We start from the raw sequence: 20,594 nt of genomic DNA, 5'->3' as shown, positions 1-20,594 counted from the left end.
TATTACAAAAACGATAAAAGGAGATTCGCATGAAGAAGCTGTACCTCGCAAGCGTGCTGCTTGCCATGGGAAGCGCGCAAGCCGCGCCGCAGACGGTCGTGGACTGCGGGCGCCTGCTCGACGTGAAGAGCGGGACGTGGCGCGAGAAGGTGTCGATCGTGATCGAGAACGGCAGCGTCAAGTCGGTGGGCCCGATGGCCGGTGGCGCCGGCCACGTCGATTTGTCCGGCTACTCCTGCCTGCCCGGCTTCATCGACGCGCACGTGCACCTGTCGCACGAAACGCGCCCGCGCGTGGCGGCCCTGCACGACGAGATCAGCGCCAACCCGGCCGACTCCGCCTATCGCTCGGTCAAGTACGCCGAGCGCACGCTGCTGGCCGGCTTTACCACCGTGCGCGACGTGGGCGGCGAGGATGGCCTGAACGTCTCGCTCAAGCGCGCGATTGCCGAAGGCGACGTGCCCGGCCCCCGCATGTTCACCGCCGGGACCATCATCTCGACACTGGGCGGCCACGGCGACCCGACCAACGACTACTCGCACCGGCTGTCGCGTGCGCTGGGCCAGCCCGGCCCGGCCGACGGCGTGATCTCGGGCCCGGACGAAGCGCGCCAGTCCGTGCGCGCGCGCTACAAGGAAGGGGCGGACCTGATCAAGGTCACGGCGACCGGCGGCGTTCTCTCGGAAGAGACCAGCGGCGAAAACGCCCAGTTCACCGAAGACGAGCTGCGCGCCGTGGTTGCAACGGCCAAGGATTACGGCTTTCGTGTGGCCGCGCACGCGCACGGCGCCGAAGGCATCAAGCGCGCGCTGCGCGCCGGCGTGACCTCGATCGAGCACGGCACCTACATCGACGACGAGGCCATCGAACTGTTCAAGAAGACCGGCGCGTGGTACGTGCCCACCATCTCGGCCGGCCGCTACGTGGCGGACAAGGCCAAGCTGCCCGGCTACTACTCGCCGCTGGTGCAGCCGAAGGCGGCCGCGATCGGCCCGCTGATCCAGGCCACGGCAGGCCGCGCCTACAAGGCCGGCGTCAAGATTGCGTTCGGCACCGATGCGGGCGTGTTCCCGCACGGCGAAAACGCAAAGGAGTTTGCCTACCTGGTGGAAGCGGGTCTCACGCCGATCGACGCGATCCGTGCGGGCACCGTCAACGCCGCCGCGCTGCTGAACCAGTCCGGCCGCCTGGGCACGGTCGAACCGGGCTACGCCGCCGATATCGTGGCCGTCTCGGGCGACCCGCTGCGCGACATCGCGCAGCTGCAGCACGTGAAGTTCGTGATGAAGGAAGGCGTCGTCTACAAGAAGCCGTAACCAGGTCGGCCCACAAGGCCGGCCGCTGAAATAAGGAGAAACCCATGCTGTACCAAAAAACCGCCCGCTTCCTGTGGGTGCTGTTCGCGTGCCTGGCCCTGCTGTCGTTGAACGCGCAGGCGCAGAACGCCAAGCTGCCGAACGTGATGATCCTCGCGACCGGCGGCACCATCGCAGGCACCGGCGCCACCAGCACCACCACGGTTGGCTACACCGCCGCCAAGGTCGGCGTCGAGGCGCTGATCAAGGCGGTGCCCGAGCTGTCGAAGGTGGCCAACGTGAGCGGCGAGCAGGTGTTCCAGATCGCCAGCGAGAGCATGACCAACGAGCACTGGCTCACCTTGGCCAAGCGCGTCAACGCCCTGCTGGCGCAGCCGAACGTGGACGGCATCGTCATCACCCACGGCACCGACACGCTGGAAGAGACCGCGTACTTCCTGAACCTGGTCGTCAAGAGCAAGAAGCCGGTGGTGCTGGTGGGCTCGATGCGCCCGTCCACCGCGATCTCGGCCGACGGCCCAATCAACCTGTACAACGCGGTGGTGCTGGCCGGCAGCCCTGACGCGATCGGCAAAGGCGTGCTGGTCGCGCTGAACGACCAGATCAACGGCGCGCGTGACGTCACCAAGACCAATACCGTGACTGCGGACACCTTCAAGGCGACCGAGCTGGGCATGCTGGGCTACATCGTGGGCGGCAAGGCGCACTTCTACCGCGCCTCGACCCGCAAGCATACGGTCGATACCGAGTTCGACGTTGGCAGCCTGAGCGCGCTGCCGGCGGTGGACGTGGCGTATTCGTATGCGAACGTGGGCACGACGGCGGTGGATGCGTTCGTGGCGCAGGGTGACGTGGGCATCGTCCACGCCGGCACCGGCGACGGCAGCCTGCCGGCACGCACCAAGCCGGCACTGGTGGCGGCGCGCAAGAAAGGCGTGATCATCGTGCGCTCGAGCCGCGTGGGCCAGGGCATCGTGGCGCGCAACGGCGAGGCGAACGACGACGAGCTCGATTTCGTGGTGTCCGACACGCTCAATCCGCAGAAGGCGCGCATCCTGCTGATGCTGGCGCTGACGAAGACGCACGACACCAAAGAGATCCAGCGGATGTTCTACACCTACTAATCAGTTCAGTTAGCTCCAAGACCGTCGTCCCCGCGCAGGCGGGGACCCATGGACAGTTTGCGGCAGAGTTGTCGTCGGCTCTCAAGCAAACTCGGCATGGGTCCCCGCCTGCGCGGGGACGACGTTTTCGAGCTGGCGTGATTCAGACGAGCGCGTGGCCCATCATGCGCGTGAGGATGGCCAGTGGGCTCGCATCCGGATCGTACTGCTCCGACGGCGGCAGCTGCGCCGTCAGCTCCATCATGTACTGCCCCGACATCGCCGCATGCGGGGTCTGGTCCGAGAAGCACACCCAGGTGCACCCGGCCGGGAACGGCATGGTCAGCTGCGGCCCGTTCTTCTGGTACTCCATGTCCGACTTCATCGCGTCATGCAGCTGCAGCATCAGGTGGTCGTACTCGCTGCGCAGCGACTTGGTCACCCTCAGCGCCTTGAGCGCCCTGGCCTGCCACGCCGAGTAAGGCTTCACACGCGGCAGAAAGCGCTGCGCCACCACCTCGAACGGCTCGCCCACGCGCCACACGCGCGGCACACCCTCTGGGTTCACGTTGGCGAACACGCGCAGCAGCCGCTCGCCACGGTTGGGCCGCGACGGGAACGCGTCCACGTGCAGCCTGCGGTCGTCCGCGCGCCACGACTGTTCGCGCGTTTCCACCACCGACGGGCGAAAGCTCACCGGTCCGCGCCGCACGTGCTCCATGTAGCGCGGCGCCATCGTGGCCAACAGGCCCTCGGCCTGCTCGCGAAAGCGCTGCATCATTGCCGCCAGCTTCTGCTGCGTGGCCTCGTCGCCGGCGGCTCCCTTCAGCCGGCCAGTAGCGTCCTGGCTGATGTTGCGGCTCTTGGGGTCGCGAATGGCCGGGGTGAACAGCTTGAGCTCGTCCGCGGTGGGCTCAAAGGCCAGGTTGGGGAAGTACAGCACCTTGCCGGCTTCGAGCGCCGTGACCAGCGACGGATCACCCGCGCGCGGGCGCTCCGCTATCTCTAGAATTTGATTTTCCATGGAAGACCATTATTCCGGGACCCGGTGCCGCGCGGTCAGGCCACCGGGTCATTTGTTAATCTCGATCAAACGAGATTTTACTCTTCTTCCACTTCGAGCGCTGAGCCGAGCTCTTCCTCCTTGCGGGCCTGCTGGCGCTCCCACATCTGCTTGTACAGCCCGTCTTCCGCCAGAAGCGACTGGTGCGTGCCGCGCTCGACGATGCGGCCGTGGTCGAGCACGATGATCTGCTGCGCATCGGCCACGGTGGACAGCCGGTGCGCGATGACCAGGGTGGTGCGGTTCTTCGCGATCTCCTTGAGCTGTTCCTGGATCGCCTGCTCCGACTTCGAATCGAGCGCCGAGGTGGCTTCGTCGAAGATCAGAATGTCCGGGTTCTTGAGCAGCGTGCGCGCGATCGCGACGCGCTGCTTTTCGCCACCCGAAAGCTTGAGCCCGCGTTCGCCGACCATGGTCGCGTAGCCGTCGGGCAGGGTCTCGATGAACTCGTGGATCGACGCGGCCCGCGCAGCCGCGACGATGTCCTCTTTGCTGGCGCCCGGGCGGCCGTACGCGATGTTGTATTCGATCGTGTCGTTGAACAGCACCGTATCCTGCGGCACGATGCCGATGTGCGCGCGCAGCGATTCCTGCGTCACGCTGCGGATGTCCTGGCCGTCGATGCTGATGGCGCCCTGGTTCACGTCATAGAAGCGGAACAGCAGCCGCGCCAGCGTCGATTTGCCCGAGCCGCTGTGCCCGACCACGGCGGTGGTCGTGCCGGCCGGGATGGCGAAATCGACATCGAACAGAATCTGCCGCTTGGGGTCGTAGCTGAACTCCACGTGCGAGAACGCGACCCGCGCGCCATGCGTGCGCAGCGGCTGTGCGCCGGGCGAGTCGGCCACCTCGCGATTCTGCTCCAGCAGCGAGAACAGGCGCTCCATGTCGGCCAGGCTCTGCTTGATCTCGCGGTAGATCACGCCCAGGAAGTTGAGCGGAATGTACAGCTGTATCATGAACGAGTTCACCAGCACCAGGTCGCCCAGCGTCATCTTCCCGTCGATCACGCCCTGCGTGGCGCGCCACAGGATCAGCGTGACGGCGGTGGCGATGATGAGCGACTGGCCGCTGTTGAGCAGCGACAGCGAGGTCTGCGAGCGCACGGCCGCGCTCTCGTACTTCTGCAGGCCCTGGTCGTAGCGCCGCGCCTCGTAATCCTCGTTGCTGAAGTACTTGACCGTCTCGTAGTTGATCAGCGAGTCGATCGCACGCGTGTTCGCCTTCGAGTCCAGGTCGTTCATGGTGCGCCGGAAGTGCGTGCGCCATTCGGTGACGGTAACCGTGAACGCGATGTACACCACCAGCGCCACCGCCGTGATGACGGTGAACCAGACGTCGTAGTGCAGCGCCAGGTAGCCGAGCACCAGCGCGATTTCCACCAGGGTTGGCAGGATCGAGAACAGCGAATACGACACCAGCGAACTGACGCCGCGCGTGCCGCGTTCGATATCGCGGGTCATGCCGCCGGTCTGTCGGTTCAAGTGAAAGCGCAGCGACAGCGAGTGCAGGTGCCGGAACACCTTGAGCGCAATGGTGCGCACCGCGCGCTGCGTGACGCGCGCGAACAAAAACTCGCGCAGCTCGGTGAACAAGGTGGTGGCAAAGCGCAGCGCGCCATACGCCACCAGCGCGCCCAGCGGCAGCACCAGCAGCGCCTGCGGGTTGTTCGGGCTGATGGTGAGCGAATCGATCAGCCTCTTGAGCACCAGCGGCACGCCCACGTTGGCCAGCTTGGCGCCGACCAGGCAGGCGAGCGCGGCCAGCACGCGCCACTTGTACACCCACAGGTAGGGGAACAGGGTCTTGAGGGTGGCCCAATCGTTGCGCGGACCGCCTGGCGGCGGCGGGGTATCGGAACGTGCGGAATGGCGGCGCATGGCAGGTGTCTGGGATTTATGGTTCAATTCGGGAGGATTGTAGCCTTTCAGAGAAATTCACGATGACCACGCCAGAAAATACCCAAGCCCCCGTTAATGCACTACCAGAGGGCAAGATGCCGGTGCTGCGCGTCATGCCGGCGCCGTCGGACGCCAATGTCTATGGCGACGTGTTCGGCGGCTGGATCATGGCCCAGGTCGACATCGCCGGCTCCCTGCCGGCCACCCGGCGCGCCAACGGCCGCGTTGCCACCATTGCAGTCAACTCGTTCCTGTTCAAGCATCCGGTGTTCGTCGGCGACCTGCTGTCGTTCTACGCGGACATCGTCAAGGTCGGCAACACCTCGATCACCGTGTATGTGGAAGTGTACGCCGAGCGCAATCGCCTGCAGACGCACGTGGTCAAGGTGACGGAAGCCACCCTCACCTACGTCGCCACCGGGCCGGACCGCAAACCGCGCCAGCTGCCCCCGCTCGAATCGCTGATGTCGCAGTAAGCGCGATGGACGCGCGCAGGCGCCTTCTGCTGCTGGGGACGGCCCGGCTGTCGGCAGCGCTCGCCGTTCCACTGGTCGGACGAGCAGCGCCAGCAGATGCGGCCAGGGTCAATCCGTTCAGCCTTGGTGTCGCTTCCGGCTCGCCGCTGCCCAATGCGGTGATCCTATGGACGCGCCTGCTGGCCGATCCGCTGGACGCCGCGTCGATGCCGCCGGTCGCGCTCACTGTGCGCTGGGAGGTGGCCGAGGACGAGCAGTTCCGCCGCATCGCCGCCAGGGGCACGGCGGTGGCCGCGCCCGAGCTGGCGCACAGCGTGCACGTGGACGCGCGCGGGCTGGAACCGGGACGCTGGTACTGGTACCGCTTCATGTATGGCGACGCGGTCAGCCCCGTCGGCCGCACGCGCACTGCGCCCGCGCGCGACGTGCTGCCGTCAATGCTCAAGCTCGCGGTCGCCTCGTGCCAGCATTGGGAATACGGCAGCTATGCCGCGCACCGGCACATCGTGCGCGAAGCGCCGGACCTGGTGGCGTTTTTAGGCGACTATATTTACGAATGGGGTCCGTTCCAGCTGCGCCACCCGGACAAGCCGCAGCGCGTCAACGAATCGTTCACGCTGGAGCAGTACCGGGCGCGCTACGCGCAGTACAAGAGCGACCCGGACCTGCAGGCCGCGCACCTGGCGGCGCCATGGATCGTGACCTGGGACGATCACGAGGTGGCCAACGATTACGGCGGCCTGCGCGACGAGCGGCTCGCGACCGACTTCCCGGACCGCAGGGCTGCCGCCTACCAGGCCTTTTACGAACACATGCCGGTGCGTCTGCCCGATCCGCGCAGCTTTGCCAGCGTGCGCATGTACCAGCGCTACGACTGGGGCCGGCTGGCGCGCTTCCACGTGCTGGACGATCGCCAGTACCGCACGCCGCAAGCGTGCGCCAAGCCTGGCCGTGGCGGCTCGAACGTCGTCAACGCGCGCGCCTGCGCCGAGCTGCGCGATCCCGCGCGAACGATGCTGGGCGGCGAGCAGGAGGACTGGCTCGCGCAGGGATTGGCCACGTCGCGCGCGCGCTGGAACATCTTGGCACAGCAGACGCTGATGGCGCAGACCACCTACGCGCCCATCGTCACGCCCGAGGACGGACGATTCTGGACCGATGGCTGGGACGGCTATCCGCTGGCGCGGCGCCGGCTACTCGACAGCCTGGTGAAAAGCGGCGCCACCAATCCGCTGGTGCTGGGCGGCGACGTGCACACGTTCTACGCGACCGAACTGCGCACCGACTTCAGCAGGCCGGAATCGGCGCAGAACCGGGTGGTGGCCACCGAGCTGTGCGGCACTTCGGTGACGTCGAGCTCGCGGCCGCAAGCGAAAACGCTTGAATACCTGACGCGCAACCCGCACATCAAATACGGGCGCAGCGACAAGCGCGGCTACATGATGCTGGAAGTGACGCCACAAGCCACGCGGGCGCGCTTCATGGGGCTGGATGATGTGCGCATTGTGCAGTCAGGCGTCGCACCACTCGCCACGTTCCGCGTCGCCGATGGCCGGCCGGGCCTTGAACAGATCGGCTAAACATCCCGCGCCACCACCTCAGGCACGTCGTCCCGGCGAAGGCCGGGACCCATGCTGAGCATGCAGCTGCGCTGCGGTTCGGAGTTTCGACGACGCACACGGTGTATGGGTCTTGGCCTTCGCCGGGACGACGGGCTTAGTGGCTCGCGGCAGGCACCGCCGGCTTCTCATCCCTCAGCTCGCGCCGCAGGATCTTGCCCACGTTGGTCTTCGGCAGCGCATCGCGGAACTCGATGTGCTTGGGCCGCTTGTAACCCGTCAGCTCCTGCTTGCACCAAGCCATGAGCTCTTCCGCGGTCAGGTTCGGATCGCGCCGCACCACGTACAGCTTGACCGCCTCGCCCGAGTGCTCGTCCGGCACGCCCACGCAGGCCACCTCGAACACGCCCGGATGCGCCGCCACCACCTCCTCGACTTCGTTCGGGTACACGTTAAAGCCCGAGACCAGGATCATGTCCTTCTTGCGGTCGACGATGCGCGTGTAGCCGCGCTGGTCCATGACGCCGATGTCGCCGGTCTTGAAGAAGCCGTCCGGTGTCATGACCTTGGCCGTCTCGTCGTCGCGCTGCCAGTACCCCGCCATCACCTGCGGCCCGCGCACGGCGATCTCGCCGGCCTGGCCGAACGGGACCACGTTGCCGTCGTCATCGAGGATCTCCACTTCGGTGGACGGCAGCGGCAAGCCGATCGTGCCGGTGAACTCCTTGATGTCGCAGCGGTTCGCCGTGACCACCGGCGAGGTCTCGGACAGGCCGTAGCCTTCGACGATCGGCGTGCCCGTCATCGCCAGCCATTTGTCCGCGACCGCCTTCTGCACCGCCATGCCGCCGCCGTTACAGACCAGGAAGCTGGAGAAATCGAGCTTGGCGAAGTCCGGGTTGTGGAGCAGCCCGTTGTACAGCGTGTTCACGGCCGGGAAGATGTTGATGCGGTACTTCGAGAGCTCCTTGACGAAGCCCGGAATGTCGCGCGGGTTCGGGATGAGCAGGTTCAGGCCGCCGGTACGCTGCCCCATCAGCGCGCAGATCGTGAGCGCGTAGATGTGGTACAGCGGCAGCGCGCACACGAACTGCAGCTGCTGCCCCTCGGGCTGCTTCGACATGGTCGGCTTGAGCCAGGCTTCGTTCTGCAGCACATTGGCGATCACGTTCCGGTGCAGCAGCACGGCGCCCTTCGAGATGCCGGTGGTGCCGCCGGTGTACTGCAAAAAGGCGATGTCGTCGTGCCCCAGGCGCACCGGGGTGAGCTTCATGCGCGCGGCATCGGCCAGCATCTTGTTGAAGCCAACCGCGCCGGCGATCTCGTAGCGCGGCACCATCTTCTTCACGTTGCGCACCACGAAGTTGACGACCGCGCCCTTGAGCGTGCCGAGCAGGTCGCCCATCGACGCCACCACCACATGCTTGACGCTGGTGTGCGCAATCACCTGTTCCAGCGTGTGCGCAAAGTTCTCGAGCACGACGATGGCCTCGGCGCCCGAGTCCACCAGCTGGTGCTGCAGCTCGCGCGGCGTGTACAGCGGATTGACGTTGACGATGGTGCAGCCGGCGCGCAGCACGGCCGCCATCGCGACCGGGTATTGCAGCACGTTGGGCATCATGATCGCCACGCGCGCACCCTGCTTCAATCCGCGGTTCTGCAGCCATGCCGCCATCTGCTGCGACATCCGGTCCACCTCGGCGTAGGTGAGCGTCTTGCCCATGCACGCATACGCGGGACGCTCGGCATACTTGCGGAAGGACTCTTCCAGCAGGTGCGTCAGGGAGCGGTACTGCGTCCAGTCGATCTCCGCCGGCACGCCCTCCTGATACCACTTCAGCCAAAACCTATCCATTCATGCCTCGCCTTCTTCTTGTGCTATCCAACAAACTGCAAACCGTCCCACATTGGCTGGGCCCGGTAGGGTGGGCGGGTCTCCCGCCCACGCGTTCAAATCACAGCGTTCATGTCGCTGCCTTGCTGTGGCTGCGCATGCGTCAATTGGACGCGTGGGCGGGAAACCCGCCCACCCTACGCAGCCATTGGCCACACACCGCGCCATGCATGCTTACGCGGCTTGTGCCTCCTCGCGCAGCGCGCGCCGCAGGATCTTGCCGACGTTCGTCTTCGGCAGCTCGTCGCGGAATTCGATGTACTTCGGTTTCTTGTAGCCGGTGAGCTGCTGCTTGCAGTACTCCATGAGCTGGTCCGCCGTCAGGTTCGGGTCGCGCCGCACCACGAACACCTTGACCGCCTCGCCCGAGTGCTGGTCCGGCACGCCGACCACCGCGCATTCGAGCACGCCGGCGTGCGCCGCGATCACCGCCTCGAGCTCGTTCGGGTACACGTTAAAGCCGGACACGAGGATCATATCCTTCTTGCGATCGACGATCTTGACGTAACCATTCTCGTCCATCACGCCCACGTCGCCGGACTTGAAGTAGCCGCCACCGGTCATGACCTTGGCCGTTTCGTCCGGGCGGTTCCAGTAGCCGGCCATCACCTGCGGACCGCGGATCGCGATCTCGCCGGGCTGGCCGAGCGCGACCTCGTTGCCGTCGTCGTCGAGGATCGCAATCTCGGTGGACGGCAGCGGCAGGCCGATGGTACCGGTATAGACCGGCACGTCGCAGCGGTTGGCGGTGGCCACCGGCGAGGTCTCGGACAGGCCGTAGCCTTCGGTGATGTGAGTGCCCGTGACCTGCTTCCACTTGTCGTTGACGGCGGCCTGCACCGCCATGCCGCCGCCATTGCAAAGGCGCAGGCCCGAGAAATCGACCTTGGCGAAATCGGGATGGTTGGCCAGCGCGTTGAACAGCGTATTCACGGCCGGGAACATGTTGACCTGGTACTTCTGCAGCTCCTTGATGAAGCCAGGGATGTCGCGCGGGTTCGGGATCAGCAGGTTAAGCGCGCCGGCGCGCATGCCCCACAGCGCGCATACGGTGAGTGCGAAAATGTGGTACAGCGGCAGCGCACACACGATGGTTGATTGCTCGAGGATCGGCTCGCGCGTCATCACCGGCTTGGACCACTCCTCCATCTGCAGCACGTTGGCGGTCACGTTGCGGTGCGTGAGCGTGGCGCCCTTGGACACGCCGGTGGTGCCGCCGGTGTACTGCAGGAAGGCGATGTCGCTGGCCTTCACGTCCTGCGCGGTGAACGTCATCCTGGCGCCCTGCGCCAGCGCATCCTTGAAGCGCACCATGTTCGGGATCGTGAACTCGGGCACCATCTTCTTCACGTTGCGCACCACGAAGTTGACCAGCATGCCCTTCACGCCGCCGAGCATCTCGCCCATGCTGGCCACGACCACGTGGCGCAGCTGGGTCTTGCCCAGCACCTCTTCGACCGTGTGCGCGAAGTTCTCCAGCACGATGATCGCCTCGGCGCCCGAGTCGCGGATCTGGTGCTCGAGTTCGCGCGCCGTGTACAGCGGGTTGACGTTGACCACCACATAGCCCGCGCGCAGGATCGCGGCCAGCGCAATCGGATACTGCAGCACATTGGGCATCATGATCGCCACGCGCGCGCCTTTGGCCATGCCGCGGCTTTGCAGCCAGGCGGCCAGCCGCTTCGAGTAGGCGTCCAGCTCGCCGTAGGTCAGGAACTTGTCCATGCAGACGTACGCGTTGCGTCCGGCGTACTTCTGGAAGGCTTCTTCCAGCAAGTGCACCAGCGAGCGGTATTGGTCGGGATTGATGTCAGCCGGTACCCCGGGCGGGTACGACTTGAGCCAAATTTTATCCATCGGGCGCCTCTGTCTCGAATGTAGTTATCGTGTGGGGCCGCTGTACAGGCCAGGCAAAGCGACAGCCGCGCGGCGCGCACGGATGCCTTGTGGCTTTGCCATTGCTGCTGTGATGCTATCGGGCAGAGCGCCGCTGTGCAAGCGCTTTTGCCCGGTTTGGAGCTTGTCCTCTAGCGCGAGGCGCCGATGGTGCGCTGCAGCACAGGCAGCGCCGGGAGGGTTGCGCCAAGCGACTTGAGCACGCGGTTGCGGTCCTCGCGCTCGAGGTCGGCGATGCGGCGCACTGCCCGGTAGAACGCCGGGAAGGACTTTTCGCGCGCCAGCAGGTTGCGGAACGCCGGCACGAAATCGTTGTAGGTGGCGATCGAGGCCAGGTGCGCGTTCGACAGCGGCTCGGCAAAGAACTTGTCATAGCCGGCATAGCCGCCCCAGCGCACCTTCAGTTCCTGATAGTCGTCCTTCAGGCGCGCGAACAGCTGGGCCTTGGCCTGCCGCTTGGCGCCGTCGCTGACCGGCGACTTGTAGGTGTACTCGAGCTCCTTGCGGTACTTGAGCAGCAGCTCCAGGAAGTCCTGCTTGCGCGTGCGGTACTTGTCGTAGGCCTCGCGCATCGCCGGGTTGCCGAAGCGGTCCAGCCAGCGCTCGACGCCGGCCTGCTCGACGGTACTGGCAAAGGACTCGTTGAACTGTGAGTCGCCCGGCACGTACACGATCTGGTGCGCGAGCTCGTGGAAGATCAGGCGCGCCAGCTCCGCATCCGGATAGTTGATGAAGGTCGAGACCAGCGGATCGCTGAACCAGCCCAGCGTCGAGTAAGCCGGCACGCCGCCCACTTCGACGTCGTTGCCCTGGGCGCGCAGTTCGTTGGCGTACTGCTGCGCGTCTGCCTTGTTGTAGTAGCCGCGGTAGTTCACGCATCCGGCCACCGGGAAGCACCACTCCAGCGGCTGCAGCGACAGTTCGGGCGTGGCCACCACGTTCCACAGCACGTACGGGCGCTTGAGGGCCGCGTAGTTCTTGTAGCTGTTATTGTCCGGCAGCGCCATCTCCTGCACCGCAAAGCGGCGGATCTGGCGCGCGGTTTCCAGGCGATGGCGCAGCTTGGGATTGGTGGCCGGGTCGGCCAGCCAGTCGTCGATCGGCTTTGCGTCCGAGAGCAGTTCAAGCTGGCCCTGCGCCGCCTGAGTGTAGTAGTTCAGCGTGGAGCAGCTGGCCAACAGGCCCGCAGCCGCCCCCGCGACGAGGACGGTGCGGATCGGCCGGGTGATTCTCAAGCGTTTCATGTCGATCAGGGCGCGGCTTTTTCTACCTGCACCAGTAAGTCGTAGAAGGTCGGCCCCCGCCCCATGTCGGTCAGGTGCTGGCTGGTCACTTCGTTGGCGTTCCTGCCGTCGCTGGCGAGCTTCTTCCACCACACCGACAGCGCCACCACCAGGCCTTCGCGCGCCTTGTCGGTCACGCGCGCCCGGGCCACGAACGAGCCGCGGTCGTTGAAGATGCGGGCCATGTCGCCGTGCGCAATCCCACGTGCGGCCGCATCGTTCGGATGGATGTCCAGGTGCGGCTCGCCTTCGGTGGCGCGCAGGCTTTGCACGTTCACGAAGGTGGAGTTGAGGAAGTTGCGGGCCGGTGGCGATATCATCGACAGCGGATATTTGGCGGCCAGCGCCGGATTGGACGCGACCGATTCGTACGGCGCGATGAAGGCCGGCACCGGGTCCAGGCCGTCGGCCGCCATCGTGCTCGAATAGAACTCGCACTTGCCCGACGGGGTCGGGAAGCCGCCTTCGGCAAACGGCGCCTCGGGCATGTTGAGCTTTTGCCAGCCGCGGCGCTTGAGGGACTCCCAGTCGAAATGGATGGCGCGCGGGTGGCTCTTGTCGAAGGCCTGGGCCGCGAGCTCGTCGTCGGTTTCGCGGAACAGCGGATCGTCAAAGCCCATGCGCGCGGCGAGCAGGCGGAAGATCTCGGCGTTCGATTTGGCTTCGCCCAGCGGCGCGATCGCGGCGTTATTGGCCATCATGTACAGGTGGCCGTACGCCAGGTGCGCGTCCACGTGCTCGAGCTGCGTGGTGGCCGGCAGCACGATGTCCGCGTAATCGACGGTGTCGGTGGCGAAGTGTTCGAGCACGACCGTGAACAGGTCCTCGCGCGCAAAGCCCTGCTGCACCTTGGGCGACTCGGGCGCCACCGCGACCGGGTTCGAGTTGTACACCACCACCGCTTCGATCTTCGGTCCGAAATCGGGCGATGCCTCCGCCAGCAGCGCGTCGCCGATCTGGACCATGTTCACCGAGCGCGGCTTGCGTTCGCCCAGCAGGTCCGGGCGCTGCAGCGCCGGTTTGTTGGCCGGGAATGAGCCGGACGTGGACAGCTGCACGCCGCCCGCCGCGTGGCGCCATGCGCCCACCAGCGCCGGCAGGCAGGCCACGTTGCGCACGGCCATGCCGCCGCCGTGGACGCGCTGGATGCCGTAGTTCATGCGGATCGCCACCGGCTCGCCACGGCGCGCCGCCTGGCCGTACTCGCGGGCCAGGTTCACCACCTCGTCCACGGTGATGCCGCAGGTGGCGGCGGTGCGCTCAGGAGTCCACTCGGCCGCGCGTTCGTTCAAGGCCTCAAAGCCGAGCGTGTAGCGCTCGATGTAGTCGTGGTCGAGCAGGTCTTCCGCGATCAGCACGTGCATCAGGCCCAAGGCCAGCGCCGCGTCCGTCCCCGGCAGCAGCGCGATGTGCTGGTGGCACTTCTCGGCCGTCAGCGAGCGGTAGGGGTCGATCGCGATCAGCTTGGCGCCGCGCCGCTTGGCTTCCTGCGCCCGGGTCCAGAAGTGCAGGTTCGATGCGATCGGGTTGCCGCCCCAGATCAGGAGCAGCTTCGCGTCCTGGAAGTGCTCGAGGTCGGTGCCGATGGAGCCACCGATCGTGTACTTGTAGCCGGTGGCGCCCGCCGTGGCGCAGATGGTACGCTCGAGCAGCGATGCGCCCAGCTTGTTGAAAAAGCGGGAAGACATCGCCTCGCCCTGCACCAGCCCCATGGTGCCGCAGTAGCTGTACGGGACGATCGCCTGCGGGTCGCGCGCGGCGATCTCGGACAGGCGCCTTGCGATCTCGTCGAGCGCCTCGTCCCAGCTGATGCGCTCGAACTTGCCCTCGCCCTTCTTGCCGACGCGGCGCAGCGGGTGCAGCAGCCGGTCCGGGTGGTAGGTACGCTCCACGTAGCGCGAGACCTTCGTGCACAACACGCCAGCCGTGGTCGGGTGGTCCGGATCGCCCTTCACTTCGGTCGCCACGCCGTCCTTTACGGTGACGAGCAGGGCGCAGGTGTCGGGGCAATCGTGGGGGCAGGCGGCCCGGACTACGGTGGTGGTCATGGAGGAGGATTCCAGCGAAAAAAACGTCGGTAAACCAATACTTTATACGAAGACGGCCCCGCTTGTGGCGGGTGTAGATGAGATTTGCCCGGAAGGCTTACAATAGTTTTTCAAATGGCATGGCATGCCCGCAACAGATTGGAGGCAATGGATGAAACTGGTCGAACCTATCCTCGCGTTTCAGCAAGAACTACAGCACATCCGGCGCGACCTGCACGCCCATCCGGAGCTGTGCTACGAAGAGCAGCGCACCGCTGACGTGGTGGCCGCCAGGCTGGCCGAATGGGGCATTCCGGTGGTGCGCGGCCTGGGCGTCACCGGCGTGGTCGGCATCATCAAGAACGGCGACTCGCCGCGCGCGATCGGCCTGCGCGCGGACATGGACGCGCTGCCGATGCAGGAACTGAACGCCTTCGGGCACGCGTCGCGCCACAGCGGCAAGATGCACGCCTGCGGCCACGACGGCCACACCGCCATGCTGCTGGGCGCGGCGCGCTACCTGGCCGAGCATCGCCACTTCGACGGCACCGTGTACCTGATCTTCCAGCCGGCCGAGGAAGGCGGCGGCGGCGCCAAGCGCATGATCGAAGACGGCTTGTTCGACAAATACCCGATGGAGGCGGTGTACGGCATGCACAACTGGCCCGGCATCCCGGTCGGGCAGTTCGGCGTGGTGGCCGGGCCGCAGATGGCCTCGTCCAACGAGTTCCGCGTGGTCGTCAAGGGCAAGGGCGCGCACGCTGCCCAGCCGCACCGCGGCATCGACCCGGTGATGGTGGCGGTGCAAATCGCGCAAGCCTGGCAGACGATCGTCTCGCGCGAGAAGAACCCGCTGGATACGGCTGTGCTGTCGATCACGCAGATCCACGCGGGGAGCGCCACCAACGTGATTCCCGACGAAGCGGTGATGGTGGGCACGGTGCGCACCTTCACCACTGGCGTGCTCGACCTGATCGAAAAGCGCATGCAGGAGATCGCCAGCGGCGTGGCGGCCGGCTTTAACGCGAGCATCGACTTCGAGTTCGAGCGCAATTACCCGCCGCTGGTCAACCACGCGCGCGAAACCGCGTTCGCGGTCGAGGCGATGAAGGCCGTGGTGGGCGAGGCGAACGTGGACACGAACGTCGAGCCGACGATGGGTGCGGAAGACTTTGCCTACATGCTGCAGGCAAAGCCGGGCTGCTACGTCTTCATTGGCAACGGCGAAGGCGAACACCGCGCGCACGGCCACGGCCTGGGGCCGTGCCAGCTGCACAACGGGAGCTATGACTTCAACGACCAGCTGCTGCCGATCGGCGCCAGCTACTGGGTGCGACTCACGGAAATGAGCCTGCCGCTGGCTTAACGGATACCAGTAAAGTTCGCACGTCGTCCCTGCGGAGGCGGGGACCCATGCTGAGTGCGAGCCGCCATCAGTCCCAGCGGCCAGCCCGGGCGTTCAAACGGTCTATGGGTTCCCGCCTCCGCGGGAACGACGTCCGGTCAGGTTCCGGCTTTTGGCGCTGCGACGGCTAGGGCAGCTTGTCGGGGCCGTCCCCCACCCTCTTGCCCGGATTATCCCTCTCCAGCCCGATCAGCGCCGCGCTGTGATCCGCCGTGGCCAGCTCGTGCTCGATGGCCGCATAGCGCCGCTCGGCCAGCTCGGCAAACGGCAGCATCAAGCCGGCCTGCCGCGCCGCCGCCAGCACGTTGCGGTGATCCTTCACCTGGCTCTTCACCTGCCCGCCGGGCATGAAGTCGCGCTCGAGCATGCGCTGCCCGTGCACCTCGAGAATGCGGCTGCCGGCAAACCCGCCGCGGATTGCCTCGCGCACTGCCGCCGCGTCCGCACCGGCCGCTTCGGCCAGCAGCAGCGCCTCGGCCACGATGTTGATCGTCGCCCCCACGATGAGCTGGTTGCACAGCTTGGCCACCTGTCCGCTGCCCACCGGCCCCACGCGCATCGGCGTTCCCATCACGCGCAGCACCGGCTCGGCCTCGGCGAAGTCCGGTTCGCTGGCGCCGGCCATGATCGCGAGGGTGGCCGCTTGCGCGCCGCCCACGCCGCCCGACACCGGCGCGTCGATGAAACGCACCTGCCGCTCGCGCAGCAGCAGCGAGAACGTCAGCGCCTCGTCCTGCCGGGTCGAGCTCATGTCGATCCACAACGCGCCCGGTTGCAGCGACGGCAGCGCTGCCTCGATCACGTCGCGCACCGCCGGTCCGGCCTCGAGCATGGAAATAACGATCGCCGCGCCACGCACGGCCTGGGCCAGGTCGGCATGCGGCTCGGCCCCGGCGCCACGCAGCGCGTCGGCCTTGTGCGCGCTGCGGTTCCAGGCGCGCAGCGGATAGCCGGCCTGTGCCAGCCGGGTCGCCATCGGGGCGCCCATCAGGCCGATGCCGAGAAATGCCAGGGTTGGCAAAGTCATGGTGTCCTCACAAGATGTCACTGTACGATTTTAACAACCGGCCGAACGCAGCGCGGAATCGCCGTGACCAGTACAATAACTGGCACAGCCAGCAGTATCGGCGTCAACTCGAGAAAAGAAATAACCCATGGTCTCTATTCGTAAAGTCGCAAAATCGGTGGCGGCACTGGCCGCGTTGATGGTATCCCACGCAAGCTTCGCAGGCGATGGGCTGGATTCGTACTCGCTCGAACTGGGCGCGGGCGACCAGGTCGGCATGGTGCGCGCCGCGGTCCAGAAGGACTGGAACGTGCAGTGGTTCGCGTCGAACGGCCGCCATCTGGGCGGCTACTGGGACGCCAACATCGCCTTCTGGCGCGGCACCGACTACCGGCACGTCTCCGGCCAGAACCAGAACCTGTGGGTGATCGGCGTGACGCCGGTGTTCCGCTACCAGAACGACAACAAGCTGGGCTGGTACGCGGAGGGCGGCATCGGCGCCAGCCTGTTCTCGGAGCTGTACAACAACGCCGGCAACCGCCTGTCCACCGCGTACGAGTTCGCCGACCACATCGGCGTGGGCTATGTGCTCGACAACAAATGGGACATCAGCGCGCGCATCCAGCACTACTCCAACGGCGGCATCAAGCATCCGAACAGCGGCGTGAACTGGGCCGTGCTGCGGGTGGCGCGTCCGTTCTAAAGCCCTGCTGTCCGGTTGAAATCGGCTTCTTCGGGTTTGTGTGAAAATCGGGTTGGCGCCCGCGCTTGACGGGCCCACCCGACAGGAAGAACCTCGATTGGATAGTTCCAGCACCGCCAAGAAATACCTGCCGTGGCTGGTCGCAACTGCCCTATTCATGGAGCAGCTCGACGCCACCATCGTCAATACCGCCGTTCCCAGCATCGCGGCCAGTCTCAACGTCACGCCGCTGAGCCTGAAGTCGGTGGTCACCAGCTACATCCTGAGTCTGGCCGTCGGCATCCCCGTGAGCGGCTGGATTGCGGACCGCTTCGGCACGCGCCGCGTGTTCGGCAGCGCCATCGCCCTGTTCACGTTTGCGTCCGTGTTGTGCGGGCTCTCGCTCAACGCGCCGATGATGGTGGCCGCGCGCCTGCTGCAGGGTATTGGCGGGGCGCTGATGATGCCGGTCGGGCGCCTGACCATCGTGCGCACCTTTCCCAAATCGGAATTGCTGGGCGCGATGAACTTCGTGATCATCCCTGCGCTGATCGGCCCGCTGCTGGGGCCAACGGTGGGCGGCGTGATCGTGCACCTCGTGTCCTGGCGCGCAATCTTCTGCATCAACGTGCCCGTCGGGCTGGCTGCGCTGTTCCTCGTGTACCGCTACATGCCGGACTACCACGGCCAGGAGCGCCGGCCGCTGGACGTCGTTGGCCTGATCCTGTTCAGCAGCGGCACCGCGATCCTGTCCTGGCTGCTCGAGATCTTCGGCGAGCACACGCTGGACCCGATGACCGCCGGCCTGATGCTGGTGCTGTCGATTGCCCTGCTCGGCGCCTATGCCTGGCACGCCGCGCAGCGCAAGTACCCGCTGCTGCGCCTGTCGCTGCTGCGCATTCGCACTTTCCGCATTTCCGTGCTTGGCGGCTTCCTGACGCGGCTGGGCGTGGGCGGCATGCCCTTCCTCCTGCCGCTGCTGTACCAGGTCGGCCTGGGCCTGCCGGCATGGCATTCGGGCCTGTTGATGATGCCCACCGCTGCGGCGGCCATGGGCATGAAGCTGATCGCGCCGCGCGTGCTGGGCACCTTCGGCTACCGCCAAGTGCTGGTGGTGAACACGGTGTGCATCGGCCTGACCATCGGCCTGTTTGCGCTGGTCGGGCCGGGCACGCCAACCGCGATCATCATCGCCATCGGCCTGCTGCAGGGCTTCTTCAACTCGCTGCAGTTTTCCAGCATGAACACCCTGGCCTATGCGGACGTTGGCCAGAAAGACACGAGCATGGCGAGCACCATCTCCAGCTCATTACAGCAGTTGTCCATGAGTTTTGGCCTGGCGGCGGGCACGCTGATCACTGCCTGGTTCCTGGGCAACGTGCCGCAGACAAACCAGCCGATGGTGGCAAGTGCCCTGCATCACGCCTTCATTGCGCTGTCGGTGCTGACGATCGCCTCGTCGGCCGTATTCTGGGCACTGAAGCCCAACGACGGCGAGAGCATCAGCAAGGGGGCCAAGCGCCGCGCCGACGAGGAGTCGACCTCGGCGGCGCAGTGAAATGCCCTTAACGCCGGGAAGGCTTGTCCGGCGCGTGCGGCTTGCTCGTGAAGTCAGAAGCCGGCTCATTCAGGCCGGGCTTGCGGTTGTGGGCACTGGAAGCGCCAGTCTGCGGTTCCGCCTGCCGGCTTTCCTGCGCGCCGGCATGCTGGTACTGCTCCTGTCCGCCATAGCCCGATTGCTGGCTCTCCCCGCGCCGCTGCTCCTCCGCGCGGGCTTGCATGCGCTGGGCCTGCTGGCGCGCACTCCAGCCCGCTTGCTGGGAGCCGGCGCCACCGTACTGTCCCCCCTGGGATTGCAGGTTTGCCGATTGGCGGGAACCGTGCAGCAAGCCTGCGTCACGGTCCTCCAGCTTGCCCGGCCCGGCACCGGGCGAGCGCGACTGCAAGCTGCCTTCCGCGACCGGAACGATCTTCTCCTTCGCGCCTGCCTTGCTGGGTCCTTGGCCCTTCTGTTTTGAGCTCATGTGCTGTTCCTCCCTGAACGGCGCGTCATGACGACGCTATCGACCGATCATGAGGGCGGGACCGCACAGGGACTATCGGACCAAGGACTAATCCCATGTAGGATTGTGCTGACTGCCCAGGCCCCCCCGGATGCTTGCTCAGTGCTGTTGGATCTCCAAACCCTTCCAGCTGGGGTGCGTAAAATGTGTCCCGTAGGCGTCCAATGCCTCGGCCATGCGGTGCAACCCGTCCATGCGCGGCTTGGCCGGTGCCTTGCCTGCCATCACACCGCTGGAGGCCATCATTTCCGAGATCAGGACGTGTAATTGCGCGTCCGCGGCGGGATCGAGCTTGCAGTTCTGGATGATATTGGAAATCTGGCGATCGATACGATTTGCCGCAGCCGCGTACGTGGCGTCGGTGGCAGTCCCTGCGTACATGCTCGCTATCGTAGCCGCAGTCACCTCACGGATGGTATTCATGCCCTTTCGCAAGGGCGCATCGGTCGGCCACTTCTTGCCGTTGTCGAGTTCGATTTTGATGGGTTGGCTCTTTGCATGTGCGACATGGTCGTGATGCTCGTGCTGGCCGGCACCAATGGCAAACAACGGCAAGGCGACCAGAAGCGCGAACGTGAGTTTTTTTGTGCGTGTCATTTTTGAAGAACCGAAAAAGGATTACCGAAATCCTAGCACTGGCAAGGCCGTCAAAAAACAAACCCAGTTCAAGGAACCGCAATAGAACGACGGCGCCGGCAAGCCATTGCGCGATCTGCAGGCCACTGCACTGTGCGCATGGCACCCGTAGCGATGTTCTCTTCCATGAGTTTCGAGGATCAATCTCCGCCGCTCTTTCCAAAACAAAAAAGCCCCGCCTGCACCGAACGCGATCTTGAGCGCGTTCAGGCCGACGGGGCTTTTCCAAAAGCGAAAAACCCCCACCCGCACTGAACGCGATCTTGAGCGCGTTCAGGCTGGTG

General features: G+C 65.7%; 16 protein-coding genes. 7 read left to right on the top strand and 9 right to left on the bottom strand.

Annotated elements, in window-relative coordinates:
* Positions 1 to 29 precede the first annotated feature (29 nt).
* Both NX773_RS13020 and NX773_RS13015 read left to right on the top strand, forming a co-directional pair.
* A complete protein-coding gene (locus NX773_RS13020; protein ID WP_258856761.1) occupies positions 30 to 1,316 on the top strand; it encodes a metal-dependent hydrolase family protein in 1,287 nt (428 codons plus the stop codon).
* Positions 1,317 to 1,360: 44 nt separating this feature from the next.
* Positions 1,361 to 2,440 carry a type II asparaginase gene (locus NX773_RS13015; RefSeq protein WP_258856760.1) on the top strand — a complete coding sequence of 360 codons (1,080 nt, stop codon included), beginning with the start codon at positions 1,361 to 1,363 and terminating at the stop codon, positions 2,438 to 2,440.
* Between the two features lie 142 nt (positions 2,441 to 2,582).
* On the opposite strand, the gene kdoO is transcribed toward NX773_RS13015, so the two are convergent.
* On the bottom strand, positions 2,583 to 3,443 hold the full coding sequence (gene kdoO / locus NX773_RS13010; protein WP_258856759.1) for a Kdo hydroxylase KdoO: 861 nt from the start codon (positions 3,441 to 3,443) through the stop codon (positions 2,583 to 2,585).
* Between the two features lie 77 nt (positions 3,444 to 3,520).
* On the bottom strand, positions 3,521 to 5,362 hold the full coding sequence (locus NX773_RS13005) for an ABCB family ABC transporter ATP-binding protein/permease (RefSeq protein WP_258856758.1): 1,842 nt from the start codon (positions 5,360 to 5,362) through the stop codon (positions 3,521 to 3,523).
* 62 nt (positions 5,363 to 5,424) lie between these two features.
* On the opposite strand from NX773_RS13005, the gene NX773_RS13000 reads away from it, so the two are divergent.
* Positions 5,425 to 5,859, top strand: a complete 435-nt coding sequence (locus NX773_RS13000) for an acyl-CoA thioesterase (protein ID WP_258856757.1) — start codon at positions 5,425 to 5,427, stop codon at positions 5,857 to 5,859.
* Between the two features lie 5 nt (positions 5,860 to 5,864).
* A complete protein-coding gene (locus tag NX773_RS12995) occupies positions 5,865 to 7,439 on the top strand; it encodes an alkaline phosphatase D family protein (protein WP_258856756.1) in 1,575 nt (524 codons plus the stop codon).
* 136 nt (positions 7,440 to 7,575) lie between these two features.
* On the opposite strand, the gene NX773_RS12990 is transcribed toward NX773_RS12995, so the two are convergent.
* From NX773_RS12990 to NX773_RS12975, 4 genes are all read right to left on the bottom strand, one after another.
* Positions 7,576 to 9,273 (bottom strand): long-chain-fatty-acid--CoA ligase, encoded by a 1,698-nt coding sequence (locus NX773_RS12990; RefSeq protein ID WP_258856755.1) that lies wholly within the window; start codon positions 9,271 to 9,273, stop codon positions 7,576 to 7,578.
* 213 nt (positions 9,274 to 9,486) lie between these two features.
* Positions 9,487 to 11,169: a long-chain-fatty-acid--CoA ligase gene (locus tag NX773_RS12985; protein ID WP_258856754.1), complete on the bottom strand. Its 1,683-nt coding sequence runs from the start codon at positions 11,167 to 11,169 to the stop codon at positions 9,487 to 9,489.
* A gap of 170 nt (positions 11,170 to 11,339) precedes the next feature.
* Positions 11,340 to 12,452: an aminopeptidase gene (locus NX773_RS12980; RefSeq protein WP_258856753.1), complete on the bottom strand. Its 1,113-nt coding sequence runs from the start codon at positions 12,450 to 12,452 to the stop codon at positions 11,340 to 11,342.
* A gap of 5 nt (positions 12,453 to 12,457) precedes the next feature.
* Positions 12,458 to 14,539, bottom strand: coding sequence for a molybdopterin-containing oxidoreductase family protein (locus NX773_RS12975; RefSeq protein WP_258856752.1), 2,082 nt, complete (start codon positions 14,537 to 14,539; stop codon positions 12,458 to 12,460).
* Positions 14,540 to 14,690: 151 nt separating this feature from the next.
* On the opposite strand from NX773_RS12975, the gene NX773_RS12970 reads away from it, so the two are divergent.
* On the top strand, positions 14,691 to 15,884 hold the full coding sequence (locus NX773_RS12970; protein WP_258856751.1) for a M20 aminoacylase family protein: 1,194 nt from the start codon (positions 14,691 to 14,693) through the stop codon (positions 15,882 to 15,884).
* A gap of 166 nt (positions 15,885 to 16,050) precedes the next feature.
* On the opposite strand, the gene NX773_RS12965 is transcribed toward NX773_RS12970, so the two are convergent.
* A complete protein-coding gene (locus tag NX773_RS12965) occupies positions 16,051 to 16,950 on the bottom strand; it encodes an NAD(P)-dependent oxidoreductase (protein ID WP_258856749.1) in 900 nt (299 codons plus the stop codon).
* Between the two features lie 127 nt (positions 16,951 to 17,077).
* On the opposite strand from NX773_RS12965, the gene NX773_RS12960 reads away from it, so the two are divergent.
* Both NX773_RS12960 and NX773_RS12955 read left to right on the top strand, forming a co-directional pair.
* Positions 17,078 to 17,632: an acyloxyacyl hydrolase gene (locus tag NX773_RS12960; protein WP_258856748.1), complete on the top strand. Its 555-nt coding sequence runs from the start codon at positions 17,078 to 17,080 to the stop codon at positions 17,630 to 17,632.
* A 97-nt stretch (positions 17,633 to 17,729) separates the two neighbouring features.
* Positions 17,730 to 19,169: a DHA2 family efflux MFS transporter permease subunit gene (locus NX773_RS12955; protein ID WP_258856747.1), complete on the top strand. Its 1,440-nt coding sequence runs from the start codon at positions 17,730 to 17,732 to the stop codon at positions 19,167 to 19,169.
* Between the two features lie 7 nt (positions 19,170 to 19,176).
* On the opposite strand, the gene NX773_RS12950 is transcribed toward NX773_RS12955, so the two are convergent.
* Both NX773_RS12950 and NX773_RS12945 read right to left on the bottom strand, forming a co-directional pair.
* Entirely contained in the window at positions 19,177 to 19,635 is a 459-nt protein-coding gene (locus NX773_RS12950; protein ID WP_258856746.1) for a hypothetical protein, read from the bottom strand.
* Positions 19,636 to 19,773: 138 nt separating this feature from the next.
* Positions 19,774 to 20,271, bottom strand: a complete 498-nt coding sequence (locus NX773_RS12945; protein ID WP_258856745.1) for a hypothetical protein — start codon at positions 20,269 to 20,271, stop codon at positions 19,774 to 19,776.
* Positions 20,272 to 20,594: the final 323 nt, after the last annotated feature.

The sequence above is a fragment of the Massilia solisilvae genome (assembly GCF_024753215.1).
Lineage (GTDB): Bacteria > Pseudomonadota > Gammaproteobacteria > Burkholderiales > Burkholderiaceae_D > Telluria > Telluria solisilvae.
This window is presented reverse-complemented; position numbering and strand designations above follow the sequence as displayed.

Coding starts and splice junctions, on each gene's coding strand:
- NX773_RS13020 (WP_258856761.1), top strand. CDS start 30: ATGAAGAAGCTGTACCTCGCAAGCGTGCTGCTTGCCATGGGAAGCGCG.
- NX773_RS13015 (WP_258856760.1), top strand. CDS start 1,361: ATGCTGTACCAAAAAACCGCCCGCTTCCTGTGGGTGCTGTTCGCGTGC.
- kdoO (WP_258856759.1), bottom strand. CDS start 3,443: ATGGAAAATCAAATTCTAGAGATAGCGGAGCGCCCGCGCGCGGGTGAT.
- NX773_RS13005 (WP_258856758.1), bottom strand. CDS start 5,362: ATGCGCCGCCATTCCGCACGTTCCGATACCCCGCCGCCGCCAGGCGGT.
- NX773_RS13000 (WP_258856757.1), top strand. CDS start 5,425: ATGACCACGCCAGAAAATACCCAAGCCCCCGTTAATGCACTACCAGAG.
- NX773_RS12995 (WP_258856756.1), top strand. CDS start 5,865: ATGGACGCGCGCAGGCGCCTTCTGCTGCTGGGGACGGCCCGGCTGTCG.
- NX773_RS12990 (WP_258856755.1), bottom strand. CDS start 9,273: ATGGATAGGTTTTGGCTGAAGTGGTATCAGGAGGGCGTGCCGGCGGAG.
- NX773_RS12985 (WP_258856754.1), bottom strand. CDS start 11,169: ATGGATAAAATTTGGCTCAAGTCGTACCCGCCCGGGGTACCGGCTGAC.
- NX773_RS12980 (WP_258856753.1), bottom strand. CDS start 12,452: ATGAAACGCTTGAGAATCACCCGGCCGATCCGCACCGTCCTCGTCGCG.
- NX773_RS12975 (WP_258856752.1), bottom strand. CDS start 14,539: ATGACCACCACCGTAGTCCGGGCCGCCTGCCCCCACGATTGCCCCGAC.
- NX773_RS12970 (WP_258856751.1), top strand. CDS start 14,691: ATGAAACTGGTCGAACCTATCCTCGCGTTTCAGCAAGAACTACAGCAC.
- NX773_RS12965 (WP_258856749.1), bottom strand. CDS start 16,950: ATGACTTTGCCAACCCTGGCATTTCTCGGCATCGGCCTGATGGGCGCC.
- NX773_RS12960 (WP_258856748.1), top strand. CDS start 17,078: ATGGTCTCTATTCGTAAAGTCGCAAAATCGGTGGCGGCACTGGCCGCG.
- NX773_RS12950 (WP_258856746.1), bottom strand. CDS start 19,635: ATGAGCTCAAAACAGAAGGGCCAAGGACCCAGCAAGGCAGGCGCGAAG.
- NX773_RS12945 (WP_258856745.1), bottom strand. CDS start 20,271: ATGACACGCACAAAAAAACTCACGTTCGCGCTTCTGGTCGCCTTGCCG.